Here is a 20,089-nt window from a genome sequence, read left to right as displayed (position 1 = left end):
GAAAATCAGTTTTACATTATCCAAAAATATAATTTCGTACATAAACGAACAGTATTTATATTACTAAAACAATTTAGACCCTATGGAGAACAGGACTACAGCAATTTTATATACCGATCATGGTATGATAGCGCTGGACAGTCCGGTAAAATTAAAGATCCTGGAAATCCTTGAAAACGGGACTGCATCATTTGATGAACTTGTGGAAAAATCTACGAAGGCAAAATCCACGATTTCGGTACACCTCGACGATTTAAAAGAATTAGATCTTATCCGGGAACAAACATTCCCGAATGATAAACGGAAAAAATTTTTTGTTTTAAATTCTATATATCTTGCGTATTCACAGACACCAGTGAATAACCATTATAAAATACAAATGGATTGCATTTCAGCATCGAACGGGAATTCATTTAAAGAAAAACTTTTTTACACACTTCGATATGGAATGGAAGCGTACGGGATAGACCCGACACCTATTTTAAAAACGCTTGGGAACAATATCGGCGAAAGAATCGGTCCTGGATTGAAATCCCGTAGTTTTGGAGGCATACTTGAAGAACTATCTGTTTTCTGGGCGGAACATGAATTGGGGAAAATGAACTTATTAAAAGGCGACCAGACAGGAATTTCGGTTACTGGTTGTTATAATTGCGGCAAAATGCCAGATGTGGGAAAAACATTGTGTTCCATGGATGAGGGGATCATTGAAGGGGTCTTATCCAGTAAATTAAAATCGGAATTCAGGGTAAAAGAAATAGAATGTTATGGTACCGGGCATGATAATTGCAAATTCGTCATTGAAAAAGTAGAAGTTTAATAATCATTTAACTGCAAGACATGCATTCAAGACCGCTGAATTTATTGACAACCGGACAGTCGGAATAGTTTTCAGTTTCACAGAAGCTGGTAATCTCGGTCTGTGATGGTTTATGAAACTTCGGGTCAAGCATGCAACGTGTATTTTTAAAGTGCTGGCATCCCATAGAATACCTCCACAGCATTTATTGCAGGAATATCTATTAAACCTGACGATAGAAATCTTATCCCGGTACTGAGCATTCCGTGCAGATATATGCGCCCAACCTCGTATCTTCACAAAATTCAAAAGTACCTTCACCGCAATTCTCGCATATCTTTCTCTTCATTACAAGGTCTGGTTGTATTAAAGTCTCCATTTTAATCACCAGTATATAATGATTATTCATTCTATTTAAAACTTATCACGATTATTCGTGATAATAATTCATACGCCGGGTTATTTAGAGCTTAGTGACTACAAATCCCCCGATTGTAAAAACTTCAGAATATTTTCCGCATCTTTTCCCTTTAAGCCCGGGACTTTTCCAATTTCAGAAATATCCGCTCTCCTTAATTCACCGACTGACCCGAAGTACTTCAAAAGCGCCTGCTTCTTCCTGATACCAATTCCTGGTATCCTGTCAAGCAAAGACTCGCTGAGTTTTTTACCACGCAGTTTCCTGTGATACGAAAGCGCGAACCTGTGGGCTTCATCCCTGATACTTTGCAGCAACTTAAGTCCCGGCGAATCACGAGGCAAGATAACCGGGGATTCCTTATACGGAGTAAAAATATATTCAAATTCCTTTGCCAGGGATGCAATATTCAATTTCAGCCCAATTCTTGAAATAGCATCAAGAGCAGAATTTAACTGCCCTTTTCCCCCATCTATCAGGACCAGGTCAGGCATCCGCTTTCCTTCCTCTTTTCGCCTCGAATATGCTCTTCCCACAACTTCCCCGATCATGGCATAATCATCCGCACCTTCAATTGTCTTTATCCTGAACCTGCGGTAATTCTTTTTATCCGGCACCCCGTTTTCAAATGAAACGAGAGAGCCTGTTGCATTCGTTCCGCTGATGTTTGAAATATCAAAGGCTTCTATTAATGAAGGAATAATGGGAAGTAATAATGCATCCTTAAGGCCTGAAAGTGCCTCATTTGCCCCCTGGCTGTGTGAAAGTATTTCCTGTTTAAGTAGCATTCCGGCATTTTCCGCGGCAAGATCCATCAATCCTTTCTCAACTTTATTTTTTGGCGTCTTGACCTTTGAACCTTTTCCTGAAAGCCACAGGGATATTGTCTCATCTATAATTTCATCCTGGGTTATTATTTCTTCAGGCGGTTCCACATCCTGGTAATATTGTTTAATAATGCTTGGAAGGATCTCTTTTTCTTCTGATCCAGCAGTGTCAAGTGAAAAAGTCTCCCTCCCTTTGAGTATCCCCCCACTTACATGGAATACCTGTGCGCTGCCAGAACTTCCAATAACAGCATATGCAATAATGTCCTGTTCTTTCCTGCCGGGAAGATTCACCCGCTGCTTTTCGGAAAGCTCAAGTAAGGCATTGATCTGGTCCCGTACCCGGGCAGCCTTTTCATAATCCTGAATTTGCGAAAGCCTTTCCATTTCCATATTGAGTGACAGGATCAGCTGGTTTTGTTTTCCTTTAAGGAAAGTTGTGACATTATTTATTATTTCAAGATACTCCTCTTTCGTGATATTACCAAGACAGGGGGCAGCACATTGTTTAATATGATAATTAAGACACGGGGGACAGGGTAATTTCTTCTTGCATCTCCTGATACCAAGACCTGAAGCCATTTTTATCACTTCCCTCACCGCCCTGGATCCCGGATAAGGCCCGAAATATTGCGCCCCATCCCTTTCCCGCCTCCTGGAAACGCATATGCGCGGAAATTTCTCATTGGTTATCTTGATAAAAGGATAATTTTTATCATCCCTGAGTTTTACGTTATAGCGTGGCCTGTGTTCTTTAATTAGATTTGATTCAAGAACCAGTGCCTCTATCTCGTTTCCGGTTGTAATATATTCCAGATCCCAAAAATTTTTCATGAGGAGGCAGTTTTTGGGTGATTCCTGCTCCCTGAAATAGTGACTTACCCTGCCTCGAAGCGAATTTGCTTTTCCGACATAGATCACCTTGTTTTCCCTGTCTTTCATGATATACACACCAGGGGAAACAGGGAGTTTCTTTACATCGTTAATATTTTTTGTCATATCTGTAAAAACCACAGAGAGCACAGAGGACACAGAGAAGAAAAAAACTCATCTCTGTGAACTCTGTGTCCTCTGTGGTTGATTTTCTTATTCAAGATACAATTAATCTGAATAAATAAAAAGTTACCTGCTCATTGTTAATTAGCAGATTTAATGAATCCCGTAATCTTTTTAATTTGGGCATTTTCAAACCTCCACTCCCCAACCCGTCGATAGCCACCCAATTTCATTCTGGACTATTCATCGACAAGTCTATACATATATTATATAGTATATAACATTTACGGTTAAGCCCTTCATATTCAAATTCAAGTTTTTGAAAATATAGTGATTCATTTAAGTATTAGCTACGGATTAAACTTTGATATATAGGGATGCTAAAAAAAGGATATTATTATATAACAATAGGGTAATCTTAATCTTATTTATGCAAAATCCCAATTTTCTTGAAAAAATCTTTGGCAAAACAGCTCAGCTGGTAGTCCTTGAACATTTGCTTGATAATAAGGATAATGACACATACCTGTCAGGGATCGCTGCAGTTACGGGCCTTTCCCATTCCACTGTATCAAGAGTTATAGAGCCGCTCCTTGAACTGAATTTAATTACAGAAAAACCGCTTGGAAAACAGATCCGGGTTTTCAGGCTGAATATGGATAGCGAACTGACTAAATACCTGCTAAAGATCAATGATGATCTGAAAAACCTGATGAATGGTGGTGAAAAACAATGAATGGGGATATAGATAATAAAATAATTGAATTAATAAAGAAAAATGAGAAAATATCTAATTCCGAGATTTCCATAATACTTGGAATTCCTGAAGATGAAGTGGCACAAAGGATAGAAAGTTTTTCAGATAAAAGAGCAAAAATCCTGTTAGTTGACGATGAGATCGATACACTTCTACCTTTAAAGAGATCTCTTGAAACCGAGGATTACATTGTCATTGGAGCAGGTGATGGCAAAGAAGCGCTCATTAAAGCCAAAGCCGAAATTCCCGACATTATACTTCTTGACCTCATGATGCCTGAAATGGATGGCTATGAAGTGTGCGAAAAATTAAAAAAAGATCCCATGACAAAAAATATCCCGGTTATTATACTTACTGCGAAAGATGCAGTCAGGGATAAAGTTAAAGGTCTGGATATTGGCGCAGATGATTATGTGACAAAACCTTTCAACCTTAATGAATTGAAAGCCCGCATAAAAAGTGTTCTTCGAAGGGCAAAAAATTAAAAATGAGATTGCGAGGGATATGTGAGATTACGGTCAGAACTGATTATCTTTTTTTTGATCATATCAGTAATACCTTTATCCGCGGTCGTTTATATATCCTATGAATACAGTAAGTCAGCTATCCGCCAATCGGTGATGTCCAACCTGCTTGGAGCAACCGAAAATACCGGAAATGTGATCGACAACTGGATGGATGCAAGAAAAGATGATATTCGTGTTATATCCCAGTCCAGGGTCATCTTAACAACTGAAAAAGAAAACTTCAAAGAGTTCCTGGACACTTTTGAACGTGAACACAGGGGTGTATACAGGGAGTTCTATACACTTGACCTGGATGGGAATATAATCTTCTCTAATATTTATCGGACAGGAAATGAAAGAACAGAAACTTATTTTATCGAGGCTTCAAAGGGAAAAATGTCTGTATCGAATGTTTATAAATTCAATACTACGGATGCCCCTGAAATAATAATAACCAATCCCATACGTAAGAATGAGGAAATAGCAGGAGTCTTTGCAGCACGAATAAGCCTTGAGAACCTGTACAGGATAATAGAACAGATCGATATCGGGAAATCAGGCGAGGTATTTATTGTCAACCAGAAAGGAGACATAATATTCCACAAGAACCAGTCGCTTATCCTGCTTAATAACATAAATAATAATTTCGCAGTCAGGGAAGTCACATATGAAAAAAACGGTATCAAGGAATATGTAAATTATAAAGGAGAAGATGTGCTTGGTTCCTATTACTGGCTTCCCCTTTACAGATGGGGACTCATTACAGAAAAGAATATTGATGAAGCCTATGCAGGCACACTTATACTGGGGCAGGAGATGGTCGGCATCTCAATTCTGGCAGTAATGGGGGTGATCCTTCTTGCTTTAGTTGTTTCCAACAACATCACGAGACCCGTCAAATCTCTTGAAGATGGTGCTCTTGGATTGCTTCACGGAAATTTCAAGTCAATACCAATCACTTCCATGAATGAGATAGGAAGACTCACTGAGATATTTAATTCGACCGCAAGTGAACTCCTGGATATAAGGAAAAAGCTTGAAGTAAAAATTGATGTAGCAAATAAAGATCTTGAAATAAAGAATAAAGAACTGATCGCCGCAAATCAAGAATTGAAAAAATTAGATGAACTGAAATCTGATTTTATTTCTCTTGTTTCCCATGAGTTGAAAACACCTCTTTCGTCCATGAAGATCTCAGCTGAGTATCTCGAATCTGATGCAAATATCGCTCCTGCTGACCGGAAAGAGATACTTCAGATAATCCTGAGAAATATTGACCGCCAGACCAGGCTCATAAATGATATTCTTGACCTGTCAAAGATCGAAGCAGGCAAGACAGAACTCAAGCTGGATATTATCGGGATAAGGAATGTAGCAGATGCATCGTTTGAGAACATAAAACAGGTTGCCCTTAAAAAAAATATATCCATAATCATGGACGTTCCGGATAATCTTTCCCCTGTTATGGCTGATATGGAAAAGCTTATAATTGTGGTGAATAATTTGTTTGAGAACGCATTAAAATTTACTCCGGATGGTGGAAGTATTACCCTTAGCGCAAAAGAAGATGCTGACGGGATAGAAGTCAGTATGAAAGACACAGGTATCGGGATTGAGAAAGAAAAAATTGGAAAGGTATTTGATAAGTTTTATCAGGTTGACAGTTCTTCAAGGAGAAAAACGGGCGGATGTGGACTCGGGCTTTCTATATCAAGCGGAATTATCAGGGCTCATGGAAGCGTAATTCATGTAGAAAGTGAACCCGGGAAGGGCAGTACTTTCAGTTTCAAATTAAAGAAAGGTTGATAATGATATGAAGAATTATATTGTATTAGGTGCGATCGTATTGGTAGTAGCCTCAGGATTCATTCTCTATGGAATATCCGGAAAAACTGCCATACACAATAACCAAAAATCAATTTTTGTTGTGTCGATGACAGCAGATGAGATGTCAAAGGCGCTTGTGAATAATTCCATTGCGGGTTTTATTTCATGGGAGCCAAACCCTTCAAGAGCAGTTTCCGAGGGTTATGGCAGGTATCTTGTAAATTCCAGGGATATCTGGGAGAACCACCCATCATGCGTGCTGGCTATATCAGAAGACCTGAAGGATGAAGATATGATAAAAGCCCTGGTCTGGGCAGAAGTTAAAGGAACAAGATTCATTAATAATCCGATAAACCGGGAAATAGTCCTGGAATATGGGCAGGAATTCTCAGGAATTAATGAAAATATGACATCAGCAGTCATCAATAATACTGTTTATATAGAATATCCCGATCTTAACGAAACAAAAAAAGCCATTGACATTATGAGTAAAGCCGATGTCTTAAAGAACAATATAACTTCTCTGGGATATAGAGATGTTGATGATTTTCTCTCTAAATTATATATTAATAAATATTATGATGAAGTAAGAAAAAAACTGGATGAAGACCCAAACTGGATTCCGCCCCGTGTTAATGGGAGCCTCAGGTTTGGATATATAGAAGGAAATTCACATTACTTTGCAATATATGTAGCTCAGAAACGAGGTTATTTTGAGAAGGTCGGTCTTATTACAGGGAAGAATCTGCAATTAACGGGTTACAGGAGCGGCAGGGCAGTAACAGAAGCATTAAATCACAGGGAAGTTGATGCTGCAGTAGTGGGAACCTCCGTGCTTTTAAGATATAAAATAAATGACAATGGGCGGATACATATTGTAAGTGGTGTGAATTCAGGAGGGACTTCCCTTGTCGTCAGGGCGGATTCTGATATTAATTCGATTGATGACCTGGACGGCCAAAAGATCGCAACGCCGGGATTTGGCACATGCCAGGATACTATTATGAGAAAGATGTTTGATGGGTATGAGATAAAGACGCAATGATATTATCCCATTTTAGATTTACTTATCAAAAGGCTTAAATGCATCTAAACCATAAAGGGAAATCCCCCCAAAGTCCGGATAGTGTAGCGGCCTATCATGGAGGCCTGTCGAGTCTCCGACCCGGGTTCAAATCCCGGCCCGGACGTCAAAGGTAAGTATGAAGTCTTATCCAGCCAGGGTAATTTGACCTGGCTGGAATCTTCGTATGGGATAGCTTCACCAATATTTAAAAGGTGCTTCAGCATATAATTGTTGACCATAAGCTGAGAAGGGTAGGCTTAAAGTCTTATTACTTTCGTCCAACAATCCCGGTTTAACCCATGCATCATTTACACCTGGTCTAAAACCTTTATCGAGCTTATTTTTTTCACTTCCAGCGACTTCGGACAGGATTAAGGCAAGACCATTAAAACAACTAACGGTGTCACAAAAGTCTCGATCATTGCAGCAACGAACAAAAGAGGCATGATTATTTTCATGAATACATGTAAACTCTCAGTTAACTCATATCTCATGTCTTTCTTTTCTCCTCTCATGGAAATATACATAGAATATCCAAGGCGAAGCCCCAGGCCGGCACTGATCAATACCATGGGAACTTCTATAATACCGTGGGGCAGGAGCGCAGCAAGTACATAAACAATCCCCTCTTCCTTTAATACTTCATTTACGATCAAACCTACTATAATCCCATTTCCACCTATGAAAATTATAGGGATAATCCCTAAACCTGTGCCAAGAACCATCGAGAGCAGGCTCTTTACTGCATTGTTCAGGAAAATAATAAGCATTATTTCGATTGGAGAAAAAGATTTTATCCAGCCAAAAGAATTCTTTAAAATTTCAAGGTAATTTTCCGGCAATCCGAGGTTCTTCAAAGATACCAGCGATCCTGCAATTAGTGAAAATATGAAGACACCGGTGACTATTAATACAAATTTCCATGAAGATCTGATATACTTTAATTCTGTTTCTATTTTCATTTTATACCCCCATAAGGATCCTGAGCGTGTTCCGGACAGCAGGTGAAAGTCCGAGAACCAATATTGCAAGTTTCATAATACCAATAAGCTTTTTTTCTTTTTCATCTTCTAATTTGTTATCAAGCATATATAAAACTGGTATGAACACCAGCAATTTAAGCGGGAACATAACCAGGGCAGGATGATCTGTAAAATTGCTCGCGATATCAATAAAAAATGTTGGAGCAACATGCTTTTCATAATAATTGAGCCAGTCCATGCCAATAAATGTTGATGACGCATCAAGAAGATGGGTAAACAGGATCGATATATTGACTTTATCCGTAAGAAGCGTGAAATTGAGCTGGCGGGATATGAAATATACAATTCCTGTCAATGATATGGCTAATATAAATATAACAGCAGCAGGGTACGGATTCTCAATTCTGCCGACTGCCAGCAGCGCGCTGATATTTAAAAATGCCCATACTGCACCCGTATATCCGAAAAACGTATGGTAATCCCTGATTTTTCCTTTTCGCTCAAGGTAGATTGCGATCGCAAGGATGCTTACAGTCACCGCGAACATGAAAAAATAGATTATAGGCGTTACAAAGAGATACTTCAATGGGGGAGTGAATACTTTTGAATCTTCCAGCACGCGAAGAGCGCAACCTGCAATAATATAGGGCGTTACTGAGATCATGAACCGGCTGTCGACCTTCACGCTAAGTTTTTCCAATAACTTTAAGACCCAAAAAAGGCTTATACCAAGCACGATTGCATAAGTGAGCGTATCCACAGGATTATAAGAAGTATCGTTGATTATGCCGCTTAAGTAATACTTATCTATATAATGCCAGACGCTATCTATTATACTCATATTGAATCCTTATGAAAGAAACAAAAGAAAGTTATAAGAATAAATGGATGCAGCTGCCCAGGAATGTGGTTGTAGGTCATGGTGTGATCAATGACACAGGTAAGGTTTGTAAAGACCTTAAGCTTAATGGGAGCGCGCTGATAGTTACCGGAGCCACAACGCGCAATACAGCAGGAAAAACAGTTGCAGTCTCACTTGAAGATTCAGGGTTTAATGTCGATACAACAATAATCGAAAAACCCACGCTTGTTGAGGTACAAAAAGTAGAACGACTTGCCGGCGAGGTCAAAGCTTCTTTTTTATTGGGCGTTGGCGGGGGAAAATCCATAGACATTGCCAAGCTTGCTTCCATGCATCTTGATATCCCTTTTGTCAGTGTTCCGACTGCGGCATCCCATGATGGCATCGTCTCATCGAGAGCATCTATAATCCGGGATAACAAAACCGTTTCCGAATCAGCACAAACCCCTCTTGCGGTCATTGCGGATACGTCTATTATCGCCCGGGCTCCTTACCGATTACTTGCATCGGGATGTGCCGATATCATTTCCAACTATACGGCAGTACGTGATTGGGAGCTCGCCCACAGGCTTCGGGACGAATCATTCAGTGAATATGCATCCATCATATCAAAACTTACGGCAAAAATACTTATTGAATCAGCGGAACTGATAAGACCCGGTCTTGAAGAATCAGCATGGACTGTAATGAAAGCGCTTGTGGCAAGTGGTGTGGCTATGAGTATAGCCGGCTCTTCGCGTCCCGCAAGCGGTTCTGAACATAAGTTCAGCCATGCGCTTGATGAACTTGTTCCAAAACCCGCACTTCATGGCGAACAGTGCGGGGTTGGAACTATTATAATGATGTACCTTCACGGCGGGAACTGGCAGGAGATCAGGACATCTCTTAAGACAATCGGAGCACCCACAAATGCTTCCGAATTAGGGATAGAGGAAGAGTATATTATAAAAGCACTCCTTCATGCCCATAATATCCGTCCTGAGAGATACACAATACTTGGCACAGGATTAACCCGGGAAGCAGCAGAAAAGGCTGCAAAAATTACAAAAGTAATTCAGCAATAATAATTAATATAAATCAGGTGAAATTTTATGGAAGAATCGGATACAATAATAACATTGATAGGAACAAGGCTTGCAAAAGTAGGGAATGAATTTGTTTTTAAAAATGCAGCAAAAGAATGCCAACCGTGTAAACTCAATAAAACCTGCCTGAGCCTTAATCCTGGAAGCAAATATAAAATCGTGAACATCCGGAATCCGTCAAAGCTTGAGTGTTTCGTGCATGATTCCGGTGTATCTGCAGTGGAAGTAATAGAAGCTCCTATCAGGATGGCAATTGAATCAAGAAAAGCGATAAAAGGTTCAAAGATAGTTTTTGAGCAGCCTCCGTGCAATTACCAGGATTGCGAAAATTATCTCATTTGCAGGCCATCCGGACTACAGGCCGGTGAAAAATTTGTAATTACTGACGTTGAAAGTGATATCTTAGAATCATGCAGGAAAGGTTATTCAATGAAGATTGTAGAGGTCAGAAGATAAGATGAAAAATAACCATTGTTTGGCAAAATATATAACAAAGTGATTCTATACACACTATAAATGATTAAGAAATGCCAGAATCATGGATTCTTCAGAGGCGAAACTTGCGTATGCGGTGAAGCAGGTACGCTCATGCTTAATGATGAACAGACCGAACGTCTTGGCCGTTTCATCTCAGGTGCGCTGCGGCATTTTCCGGATGACCTGGGGCTTGCAATGAACCAGCACGGCTGGGTAGGTGTTGATGTACTTGTGGATGCCATGGTAACGCGGTATAAATGGGCAAACAAGGAAAAGCTTTTTTCGATAATCGAATCTGATGAGAAAGGAAGGTATGAAATAAAAGGAACAAAGATCAGGGCGCGATATGGTCATTCCGTGGATGTTGACCTTGATTATGATGAAAATCTCCTTCCTGAATTGTACTACGGCGCAAGCAGGGAAGAGGTGGATATACTGCTTGAAAAAGGAATAAGGCCAATGAGGCAGAGATATATTCATCTCAGTACAACCGCTGAAAAAGCAAGAGAAGTAGCAAAGATCCATACGGAAGACCCGGTTTTGCTCGTTGTAAATGCACAATTGGCACAGGAAGAAGGAGTCACCATGCTTTCTGCTACTGAGAATATTGTGCTTGCTGATGAGATCCCGCCCCGGTATCTGCGTATGATGCAGGATTAAATCCGGACTTTGAATAATCCCGTTTTCATTTCTTCTATTTTGAATTTCACAGGCAGGAACTGCTCTGTCACCCAGATATTGGTCTTTGTGTGCATAGTAATTATGCGCGTGGTTAAAGAACCGCCTCTGGCCAGCGCAATATAGGGAATCAACTGGTCTGCAAGGTACTCATCAACACCCGCACCCGGTCCCAATTCATTGACCAGCGCCCCGGCTGCAATGGCGCCAACCTTTTCTGCTTTCAGACCCGGTTTTCCGAGGGCAGAGCTGCCAGTAGTGCCGCACCACAGGGTGATGCCGCTTCCTGTTGAAGGATGATCGTTAACTTCTACAGATATGTTTGATTTGTAGCCCTGCTCATGCAGAAGTTTTTCAGCACTAACCGCCTGCCTTTGTGCCACGTGGGAGGGAAGACCGGATGAATGGGATATCCCTTCTATAACAGAACACTTGTTCGTATCAAAATTTGTAATCCTGAGGCTGGATGGATTGATATTGGCATAGACACAGCCTCCTCCCCTTGGATAATAACCTCTTTTGGTCAAACTGATCTCACATTTATATCCCATCTTTCCCAGGGCAGCAAGTGTTACAAATCTCATATAATCGATAGAAGGGGACCACCGGACATCAGTTCCACCTTTAACCTTTATCCTTATTTCACCTTCCGCATGCATAAGTGCAGGCATAAGGCACTGGAGAAAAAGCGATATGCTGCCAGCTGTACCGATATCAACGTCATAATTTCCACTATTTATCTTTCCGGGTGTGAAACTGATCCTTGTCGATTGGAGGCTGCACCCTGAAACCTGTGCATCGCATATCCTGGCCAGCTCTTCCACTGCCTTAACATGCTGTGCAGAAAGCCCGGGTTTTAGCCTTCCCTTCCGTATATTTTCTATTTCGACATGCTTTCCCGTAACAGCAGAAAGCGCAACAGCTGTTCGTAATATCTGGCCGCCCCCTTCACCATACGATCCGTCAAGTTTCATGAATAGCTATTGTCCGGAGATAATATTGAAGTTTGTATTGAGGTTTGCTAAAAAACATAACAAGAATGACGAGCAGGTTGGGGAGTGGGGGTTAGTAAAAAAATGTTACCCGCTCGTCAATTCCTTATATGCATAAGATATACTTAAAATTTATTATGATTTCTATTTTTGCTAAAAAACATAACAAGAATGACGAGCAGGTTGGGGAGTGGGGGTTAGTAAAAAAATGTTCCCGCTCGTCAATATATCCTATATGTCTAAGGAGTATTTTAATCTTTTCCAGATTTCTTACTATCTGAATGATGAGCATGTAATTTTTTGAAAATAGTTCAATCGGTTTTATCGAAATGCTATTTCCACAAGTTCATTAACAACAGCCACAGCCACCGGTGTTCCGCCTCTTGTTCCGACGCATGTGATAGATGGCACAATAAGCGTTCTTACAAGTTCTTTCGATTCGGCAGCATTCACAAAACCCACTGGGGTCGCCACAAGAATGGCCGGAGAAACACCCTCATCGATCATCCTGCAAACAGTGAGTGCTGCTGAAGGTGCGTTCCCGATAACGATGATAGCACCTTCAAGTTCTTTTCCAAGCGCCAAAAAGCCAGCGCTTGTTCTTGTTATTCCTGTATTCCTGGCAATATCGGCCCCTTCATCAAGATCAAGGACACACCTGACGTCGCATTTATGCCCCTGCTTTGTAATTCCAACCTGGGCCATCCTGATATCTGTAAATATTGGGGCACCCTCCCTGATTGCATTTATTCCTGCATTTACAGGGTCATTATTAAACCTCATGAGTTCTGCAAATGCCGGGTCACCTGTTGCGATAACGCAACGCTTCCGTATCCTGTCATGCGGCGTATCTCCTTTTACGAAACTTTCCACAATTCTCCAACTTTTTTCATTGATCTCTTTTGCTTCCCTTGTCCGCGCGCCAAATTCAATACTCATATTTCCTCTGGTATCCGCGGGGTGTTATTATCATGTTTTTCCATAATCTTGATTCACTGTTGCCGATAAGAACGATCGTACTCATATCGATCATATCATTGTACTCCATTATCCTGCCAAGTGTCGTTGCAAGAACAGTCTGACCGGGGCGCGTAGCGCTTTTTACGATCCCCACAGGCGTATTTTCATTCCTGTATTTCCGGATGATCTCAATGGCCTTTGCGAAATTCTCCTTGCGGTTCCTGCTTTTCGGATTGTATATGGCTATCACAAAGTCAGCTTCTGCTGCTCTGTTTATGCGGCGATTGATCATCTCAACGGGAGTCAGGAGGTCGCTTAAACTTATTACTGCAAAATCATTAACCAGCGGCGCACCAAGAAGTGAAGCCGCGGCAGTTATTGCAGTTACTCCGGGTATGACTTCAATTTCGATCTCTTCGGTCTTTTGGGCTACCTCCAATACAAGCCCGGCCATCCCGTATACGTTTGCATCCCCGCCGCTGATTATTGAAACAATATGGCTTTTTCCGAGTTCTACCGCCGACCTTGCTCGTTCAACCTCACCGCCCATTCCGCTTCGTATGGTCTTTTGATCTTTTATAACTGGAGCAATCTGGTCAAGATAAGTCCCATTCCCGATTATGTATTCGGATTCAAGCAGGGCGCTTTCTGCCTTTTTCGTAAGGTGGTCAATTCCACCAGGCCCTATTCCTACTATGTATAATTTACCGTGCGATCGCGATTGTGACATTCCCATAAATCCTCTTTTTTAGTAACAGTTTCTTTTCCTGTGAAAGCGCAAGTGCAGCAGGTTCGCATACCCCGTTTAGCCCCAGGCTTTTTGCTCTGGACGGAGTTGGCGCATGTATGGAATTAATGACATCATTGGAGACGAGTCTCAGCTTTTTTCCGAATGCTGCCGCCGCATCAATAATTCCTTTTTCATTTTCTTTTATCATTGCAGATGCAAAACAATTCACATCCTCTATTCCTGCACCCAATTCCAGAAGTGCTGCGTTTATTGCAACAACCACTTCTGACATTCTGACACCCCTGTTTGCCCCTATTCCCACAACAAGCCCCTTTCTTTTAAGGACACTGACATCGTCCCCAATAATTACGATCTTTGGGCCTTTGATACTCAGGACTTCAAGCTCGCTATCAAGCAATGCAGTATTGACTTTTTTCGTTGAATCCCTGTTTATTATCCTGCAACCAAGACTATCTGCGATCCCCTCCACAGATTCTTTCCCCATAACTTCGGTAGCTGTCGTTATCACAGGGATCATACCCATAACTGCAAGTTTTCCTGCCAGTTCATTCCCGCCATGATGGCCACCAAGGACAGGAATTGCATAATTCAGTCCCGAATCTACGACCACAACTGCCGGGTCTTTCCATTTATCGGAAATAAGAGGGGCGATATTTCTTACAGCAATGCCTGTCGCCATAATGGCTATTATAGACCTGTATTCCTCAAAAGCAATCTTGAAGGCATCTTTTGAGTACTCTATTATGTCCCCGCCAGTAGCGTCTTTTATTTTTTTCGCAATATCAAGATTCCGTGAAAAGGCGATTATTGCAAGCTCACCCATATAGATGAGACCTCTTGAAATTGTGCGGTATCAGGACATTACCGATAATTATCATTGCTGACCTGTTGATCCTTGCTGCCTCGACCCTGTCCGCAATATCGCCAACTGTACCAAGTATCACTAATTCATCTTCCCAGGAGGCATGATAAACAACAGCAACGGGCGTACCTTCAGGATATTCCACTTCCTGCATGACCTTCCTGATTTTATCAGTCCCAAGATAAATTGCCATCGTGGCATTATGGCGCGACAGTTCCCTGATCGAATCTTTCTGAAGTGTTGTTCCTGCGGGTCTTGTGATAATAAGCGTCTCTGTAATGCCATTTATCGTAAGCTGGGTTTTTAGCGTGGCTGCTGCGGCAAAAAGTGAAGTCACTCCTGGAACGATTTCCACATCTATACCGCGTTTTTTCAGGCTGTCCATCTGTTCGATGATCGCGCCATATAATGAAGGATCACCGCTATGCAGCCTGACAACGTTTTTTCCCTCATCCACTTTCTTTGAAAGTACATCAGCGATATCTTCAAGTTTCATCCCGAAGCTATCAAGCTTCTCACCATGCACGTAATTTAGAACAACCGGATTGACAAGCGAACCCGCATACATGACAAAGTCTGCTGATTCCAGAAGTTCGCGCCCCCTGACTGTGATGTATCCGGGGTTTCCGGGGCCTGCTCCCACGAAATGAACAATCTTTTTTCTATTATTTACCCTGGTTTTTCCCCGCTTTGCCACCACCAGGCTGAAATAGTCACCTTTTTCGGGGATTTCACCAGTGACCAGTTCATCTTCCATGAACAGGCGCCGGGCAAAAATAAATTCGTTAAAACCCTCTTCTATCAAATTTTTCTTAACATCTTCAGGATGCTTTGATTTCAGGATTATCTTTGTATTGACAGGTGAACCGTCACTTACCACGAAAGAGCTGTCCATACTAATATTTGTACGGGCTGCCTGGGCTGTTATCGAGCTTACGCCGGGGATTGTTGTAATTTCGACATCAGGATATTTCTCCTCAATCGTTCTTTTAAGATGTGAGAATGTTGAAAACACATTAGGATCGCCCAGGACTGCAAACGAGACCATTTTATTTTTTGCCTCAACTGCTACGATCCCTGCATTTTTTTCCCATAACCTTGACAGTTCTTTCTTGTCCTGTATCATGGGAAAATCAAGTATCCGGGCTTTAGCATAAGGCGAAACAAGCTTCTCTGCGAGTTTTCCGGGAACGAAAACGCTCCTGCTTTCTTTCAGGGCTTTTATGGCAGCAAGAGTGAGCAGATCCGGATTTCCGGGACCAAGACCGATACCGATCAACATTATAACCCACCAACTAAAAGGAAAATAGGATTTTCAGGTTTGAACATAGTACCTCCTGCAAGCTCATTTCCCCTTGATATTTGTATCTGTAACAATTCCTTGAAAACATTATTCTTTTTCATAATTTCCATGGCAGTAGCAACTGTTTCAAGCTTAACGGCGTTTATAACGAACCGCATTTTCGGCTCTTTTTTCTTTTCGATTAATATTTTTAAAACCTGTTTGATATTTTTGCTTCCTCCTATGAACGCACAATCCATATCAATATCGAGAAGCAGTATAATCGCTTCCCCTTTTAATAATGTGATATTTTTTATGCTTCGTTCTTTAATATTTTCTGATGTTGCATTAATAGCATCATCCCTGTTGTCAATTGCAAATACATGTTTTGCCAATCCGGAAGCAGCTATCGAAACAGAGCCACTGCCACAGCCTATATCCACAAATACGTCGGTGGATTTAATCTTGAGTTTAGATAGGGCAATTGCGATTATTTCGGGCTGTGTGGGGGTTCCGGCTGGATAGAGCATATGTGATCAACTTAAATAAAGTTGTGTTAAATCAATTTTATTTGATATAATAATTTGCCCTTCTTTGCTTCCTTTGCAGTGTTTTACTGAATAACAGAATCACCTTCACTCCCTGCACACAACACTTTTATTTAAGAAGCCCATGCTGGAATATAATGATGTTCTCTCACTTCGGTATGACAATCAACTCCCATGAGATCGTCAATTCCATTACAGACAGGGGCATCCCTGTTTTTCACACACCTGAGATGCACATCAAGCCCTTCATTTGCCGAAAAAGCACCTGTAACCTCGCGGATATAATTGCAGTCTACAAAAAATCCGAAAGATATTATATTGTAGGAATCGAGATCAAGGAATGGAATGGTGTGGTTAATCCAAAACTCGCGCTTTCATACCTTGAAACATATCGTGATACCTGTGAATATTTTTATCTCGCTGCAAAACACTTCTCAAAAGCAATATTTGATATAAAAGATATAGGCCTATTTGATCTTAATACCATGACGGTTATTAAAAATCCTGCATATCTTTTTCCAAATCCTGATTTCAGGGCGCACCTGATGAAGCGGATAAAGAAACATTACCAGGTGCTAACGGGTGTAGTTGAAGATCCTTTCCAGAGAACGCTTCTCCAGTTTTAGGTAATCTCAACATAATGATAACAATTATATTGAGCATAAAATTTCAAGTCATCTATATATGCTGAAAAATACATTTTTAATTAATACATAATGGATAGATATAATATTTGTTAGATAGGTGATTGGAATGTTAGAAACTTCACAGGATAGAGCGAAATTATTAAAAGCTGGTTTTTCCGGCAAGGAAATAGAGAAGCTCTATATTGAAGGGAATAACATAAAAATAATAAAAACTCCTGTTCTAATAGATCTGGCTTTTTGGAACTATTAAATCCACATTTTCGGAAGTATCTGCCGGATATTAAATATATTCTGTGACAAAGTTTATATTAAAAGTGATTGTTTAAGAGATGGGATTATGAAACCTGGTTATATTCTCTCAATAATATTGGCATCCATGTTGATTTTATCATTTGCCATAGTCCTGATTAATAAAGATGTTCTTCAAAAAGATACACCCTGGATTCCTCCTTCATCTGTCTCTATCCGCGATGTTGATGTCAAGCCAGTCGAAGTGACAAGTGCGCGGATAGAATTGAATGTCACTGCATACATAAATCATAACGGAGGCAAGACCCGGAATGCATCAATGTTAATAAAGGCTATAAACAGTGACACAAGGCTACTTGAGACCCAGGTTTCTGCCCCGATACCCGAAACAGAATCCGATATAGAAAAAACCTTATCTGTTTCAACGAGCCTTAATGTAGAGAGAAATGGCGGATATGAGTTGAATATTCTTCTTTATGATAATGGAACCATTCGCGATAGCGGCACAGTCAGCATCCGGGGATTGAATGCTCTGACACCTGAATCAAAGCGCAGCGGGGTCACACTAAATAATATCGATTTCACGGTTGGCGGTGTGTCGGCTGGAAAGGTCTCAATAAAATCCGATATTTACCTTGAGAATAGAGGCCCGGATATTTCCGAGAACCTGAAAATGACCGTCAAAGCAAGAGAGGCAACATCCAACCTTATTGCAGATAAAACAAATGCCGAGACAGGCGCGATCGTGAATGAGACGACCGCAGTCAGAAGCGTGCAGCTTGTTGTTCCTGATGAATATAATTATATGGTAGTTGTGGAGCTGTGGCGGGGAGATACCATGATAAACACATGGGAAAAGCCTGTGCTTCTTGCACCAACAAAGACAGTTCCCAAAGAAAGCGTGGAGAAAAAAACGAATATCGAGGTTTCCAAGTTCGTGCGTGAGAGTGCAGATGGACAAAGGGAAGAAGGTAAACCATATCCAACTCCGGCTCCGGCATATTCAGAGGCGCCTAAAGAACCGGGATTTGAAATATTTGCAGCAATATCAGCTCTTTTAGTTGTTTTTATATTAAGAAGGAGGTCATGAAATGGTCAATAAGGAAAAAATCGAGGATTATTTTTATCTGGGAATATTTTTAATAGCAATGTTATTCGCTTTGATAGCTATTTTCAATCTGTATAACGCCATAAATATGCTCATAGGGAACTTCATTCAATACAAATATAGGCCCATATTTGATGCGTTTTATGCACTTTCGGTGCTGGCGATCAGTATTTATTTCATAAAAGAAAGACTTATAAAAAAATAGTGATTTAAAAAAATAGTGATTTTGTGAAATTCCAATATTACTTAAATATGCAATGTTTATTAAACAAATATTTTTGATATTAATTATATTTTTAATATCAGGATGTATTGACTCTAATGGACCAACTCCAGAAACACAAATTATAGCTACAACTACATACTTTCCTACTCCTACTCCAAGACTATCTCCGATTAACACGCCCTCTTCTTTACCCACGCCTGAACCGGTAATTATAACTCCGACAGGCGAAACTGATTTTGAACCAGATAAAACTTTCCAGAGAAAGTTTACTTGGAATTATGGGGGAACTGAATGGTATTTAACAATGAATTTTGATGACGGAATTTATAACGCATACAAGAGTAGAAGCCATTCAAGAGATTACGATTTATTCGCGTCTGATCCTTACGATGACGTACTAATTAAAAGCATAGCAACTACTCTCAAAAAAGTCGGAAAAGATAACGGGTTAACTGATTCAGAGATTCCTTATCTGACAATTTCTTTTATACAATCTCTTCCATACACTTCAGACAAAGTTACTACAGGCTTTGATGAGTATCCGAGATTTCCCTACGAAACTCTCTACGACGACGGGGGTGATTGCGAAGACACATCGATTTTGGCAACAGCAATACTTCAAGAAATGGGATATGGGGTAGTATTGATTGAATTGCCAAAACATATGGCAGTAGGAATTAAATGCAGTCCTGATATATCGGGATATTCATATAATTTCAATGGTCAAAGATATTGCTATCTGGAAACAACAGGCGAAAACTGGCCAGTTGGACAATTACCAGATGAATATAAAAATTCAAAAGCCAAAATCATTACTATTTATGCAAGGCCGGTTTTAGATGTAAAATTTACTTCAAAATACGAATACAATTCTAAAGATGTTTATACAGATGTAGATGTCACAGTTGAAAACCTTGGATCAGAAACTGCCAAAAACACCAAAATTTATGTTGCTCTGCAAACATCCGACACTTCAAAGGTTTGGAGTCAGATAGAAAGCCAATACGTTCAGATAGAGCCAGAGAGCAGTTATACGTATAATGTCAAAAATCTTCATGCTCCTACAGGGAGAAACTTTAGAATTTATGTCAGGGCATATGGAGATAATGTCATATCGGACGAGGAATTTAGTAATTGGATAACGTGGACAAAGAATTAGGTATCATGAAATAATAATGATGAT

21 protein-coding genes and 1 tRNA gene are annotated in these 20,089 nt (G+C 40.5%); 13 read left to right on the top strand and 9 right to left on the bottom strand.

Annotated features, from left to right (window positions below):
- Positions 1-82 precede the first annotated feature (82 nt).
- Entirely contained in the window at positions 83-820 is a 738-nt protein-coding gene (locus FIB07_08105) for an ArsR family transcriptional regulator (GenBank protein ID NJD52813.1), read from the top strand.
- A gap of 456 nt (positions 821-1,276) precedes the next feature.
- Here FIB07_08105 and uvrC read toward each other — a convergent pair whose 3' ends face one another.
- The gene (gene uvrC, locus FIB07_08100; GenBank protein ID NJD52812.1) at positions 1,277-3,043 is read right to left on the bottom strand and encodes an excinuclease ABC subunit UvrC; all 1,767 of its coding nucleotides are present in this window, start codon (positions 3,041-3,043) and stop codon (positions 1,277-1,279) included.
- Positions 3,044-3,470: 427 nt separating this feature from the next.
- On the opposite strand from uvrC, the gene FIB07_08095 reads away from it, so the two are divergent.
- From FIB07_08095 to FIB07_08075, 5 genes are all read left to right on the top strand, one after another.
- A complete protein-coding gene (locus tag FIB07_08095) occupies positions 3,471-3,776 on the top strand; it encodes a MarR family transcriptional regulator (GenBank protein ID NJD52811.1) in 306 nt (101 codons plus the stop codon).
- Positions 3,773-4,282: a response regulator gene (locus tag FIB07_08090; protein NJD52810.1), complete on the top strand. Its 510-nt coding sequence runs from the start codon at positions 3,773-3,775 to the stop codon at positions 4,280-4,282. Before FIB07_08095 ends, FIB07_08090 begins: the two co-directional genes overlap by 4 nt.
- Before the next feature lie 54 nt (positions 4,283-4,336).
- Entirely contained in the window at positions 4,337-6,109 is a 1,773-nt protein-coding gene (locus FIB07_08085; protein NJD52809.1) for a HAMP domain-containing protein, read from the top strand.
- 7 nt (positions 6,110-6,116) lie between these two features.
- Complete coding sequence (locus FIB07_08080; GenBank protein NJD52808.1) at positions 6,117-7,175, top strand: nitrate ABC transporter ATP-binding protein; 1,059 nt, start codon at positions 6,117-6,119, stop codon at positions 7,173-7,175.
- Between the two features lie 72 nt (positions 7,176-7,247).
- Positions 7,248-7,320: transfer RNA gene (locus FIB07_08075), tRNA-Asp, on the top strand.
- A 247-nt stretch (positions 7,321-7,567) separates the two neighbouring features.
- Here the strand turns inward: FIB07_08075 and FIB07_08070 are convergent.
- Positions 7,568-8,158 carry a stage II sporulation protein M gene (locus FIB07_08070; protein NJD52807.1) on the bottom strand — a complete coding sequence of 197 codons (591 nt, stop codon included), beginning with the start codon at positions 8,156-8,158 and terminating at the stop codon, positions 7,568-7,570.
- Position 8,159: 1 nt separating this feature from the next.
- The gene (locus FIB07_08065) at positions 8,160-9,020 is read right to left on the bottom strand and encodes a DUF63 family protein (protein NJD52806.1); all 861 of its coding nucleotides are present in this window, start codon (positions 9,018-9,020) and stop codon (positions 8,160-8,162) included.
- A 47-nt stretch (positions 9,021-9,067) separates the two neighbouring features.
- On the opposite strand from FIB07_08065, the gene FIB07_08060 reads away from it, so the two are divergent.
- Genes FIB07_08060 through FIB07_08050 form a run of 3 tightly spaced genes read left to right on the top strand, consistent with a single transcriptional unit; the run spans position 9,068 to position 11,263 of the window.
- Complete coding sequence (locus tag FIB07_08060) at positions 9,068-10,105, top strand: NAD(P)-dependent glycerol-1-phosphate dehydrogenase (protein ID NJD52805.1); 1,038 nt, start codon at positions 9,068-9,070, stop codon at positions 10,103-10,105.
- Between the two features lie 27 nt (positions 10,106-10,132).
- Positions 10,133-10,582, top strand: a complete 450-nt coding sequence (locus tag FIB07_08055) for a UPF0179 family protein (GenBank protein ID NJD52804.1) — start codon at positions 10,133-10,135, stop codon at positions 10,580-10,582.
- Between the two features lie 60 nt (positions 10,583-10,642).
- Positions 10,643-11,263, top strand: a complete 621-nt coding sequence (locus FIB07_08050) for an RNA 2'-phosphotransferase (GenBank protein ID NJD52803.1) — start codon at positions 10,643-10,645, stop codon at positions 11,261-11,263.
- Here FIB07_08050 and FIB07_08045 read toward each other — a convergent pair.
- From FIB07_08045 to cbiT, 6 genes are all read right to left on the bottom strand, one after another.
- Positions 11,260-12,255: an RNA 3'-terminal phosphate cyclase gene (locus FIB07_08045; protein NJD52802.1), complete on the bottom strand. Its 996-nt coding sequence runs from the start codon at positions 12,253-12,255 to the stop codon at positions 11,260-11,262. The two genes, FIB07_08050 and FIB07_08045, sit on opposite strands and share 4 nt — an antisense overlap.
- A 339-nt stretch (positions 12,256-12,594) precedes the next feature.
- Entirely contained in the window at positions 12,595-13,212 is a 618-nt protein-coding gene (locus FIB07_08040) for a precorrin-8X methylmutase (GenBank protein NJD52801.1), read from the bottom strand.
- Positions 13,202-13,969: a precorrin-3B C(17)-methyltransferase gene (gene cobJ, locus FIB07_08035; protein ID NJD52800.1), complete on the bottom strand. Its 768-nt coding sequence runs from the start codon at positions 13,967-13,969 to the stop codon at positions 13,202-13,204. Before cobJ ends, FIB07_08040 begins: the two co-directional genes overlap by 11 nt.
- Positions 13,938-14,807, bottom strand: coding sequence for a cobalt-precorrin 5A hydrolase (gene cbiG / locus FIB07_08030; GenBank protein NJD52799.1), 870 nt, complete (start codon positions 14,805-14,807; stop codon positions 13,938-13,940). Before cbiG ends, cobJ begins: the two co-directional genes overlap by 32 nt.
- Positions 14,800-16,128, bottom strand: coding sequence for a cobalt-factor II C(20)-methyltransferase (locus FIB07_08025; protein ID NJD52798.1), 1,329 nt, complete (start codon positions 16,126-16,128; stop codon positions 14,800-14,802). Before FIB07_08025 ends, cbiG begins: the two co-directional genes overlap by 8 nt.
- Positions 16,128-16,658, bottom strand: a complete 531-nt coding sequence (gene cbiT, locus FIB07_08020) for a precorrin-6Y C5,15-methyltransferase (decarboxylating) subunit CbiT (GenBank protein ID NJD52797.1) — start codon at positions 16,656-16,658, stop codon at positions 16,128-16,130. Before cbiT ends, FIB07_08025 begins: the two co-directional genes overlap by 1 nt.
- Positions 16,659-16,813: 155 nt before the next feature.
- Between cbiT and FIB07_08015 the strand changes: the two genes are divergently transcribed.
- From FIB07_08015 to FIB07_08000, 4 genes are all read left to right on the top strand, one after another.
- A complete protein-coding gene (locus FIB07_08015; GenBank protein NJD52796.1) occupies positions 16,814-17,302 on the top strand; it encodes a hypothetical protein in 489 nt (162 codons plus the stop codon).
- Positions 17,303-17,660: 358 nt separating this feature from the next.
- Positions 17,661-18,662 (top strand): hypothetical protein, encoded by a 1,002-nt coding sequence (locus FIB07_08010; GenBank protein ID NJD52795.1) that lies wholly within the window; start codon positions 17,661-17,663, stop codon positions 18,660-18,662.
- A 1-nt stretch (position 18,663) separates the two neighbouring features.
- Positions 18,664-18,885 (top strand): hypothetical protein, encoded by a 222-nt coding sequence (locus tag FIB07_08005; GenBank protein NJD52794.1) that lies wholly within the window; start codon positions 18,664-18,666, stop codon positions 18,883-18,885.
- Positions 18,886-18,937: 52 nt separating this feature from the next.
- A complete protein-coding gene (locus tag FIB07_08000) occupies positions 18,938-20,065 on the top strand; it encodes a hypothetical protein (GenBank protein ID NJD52793.1) in 1,128 nt (375 codons plus the stop codon).
- Positions 20,066-20,089 lie beyond the last annotated feature (24 nt).

Source organism: Candidatus Methanoperedens sp. (assembly GCA_012026795.1).
Classification (GTDB): Archaea; Halobacteriota; Methanosarcinia; order Methanosarcinales; family Methanoperedenaceae; genus Methanoperedens.
The sequence above is the reverse complement of the archived record's forward strand: the minus strand, read 5'-3'. Positions and strand labels throughout refer to the sequence as shown.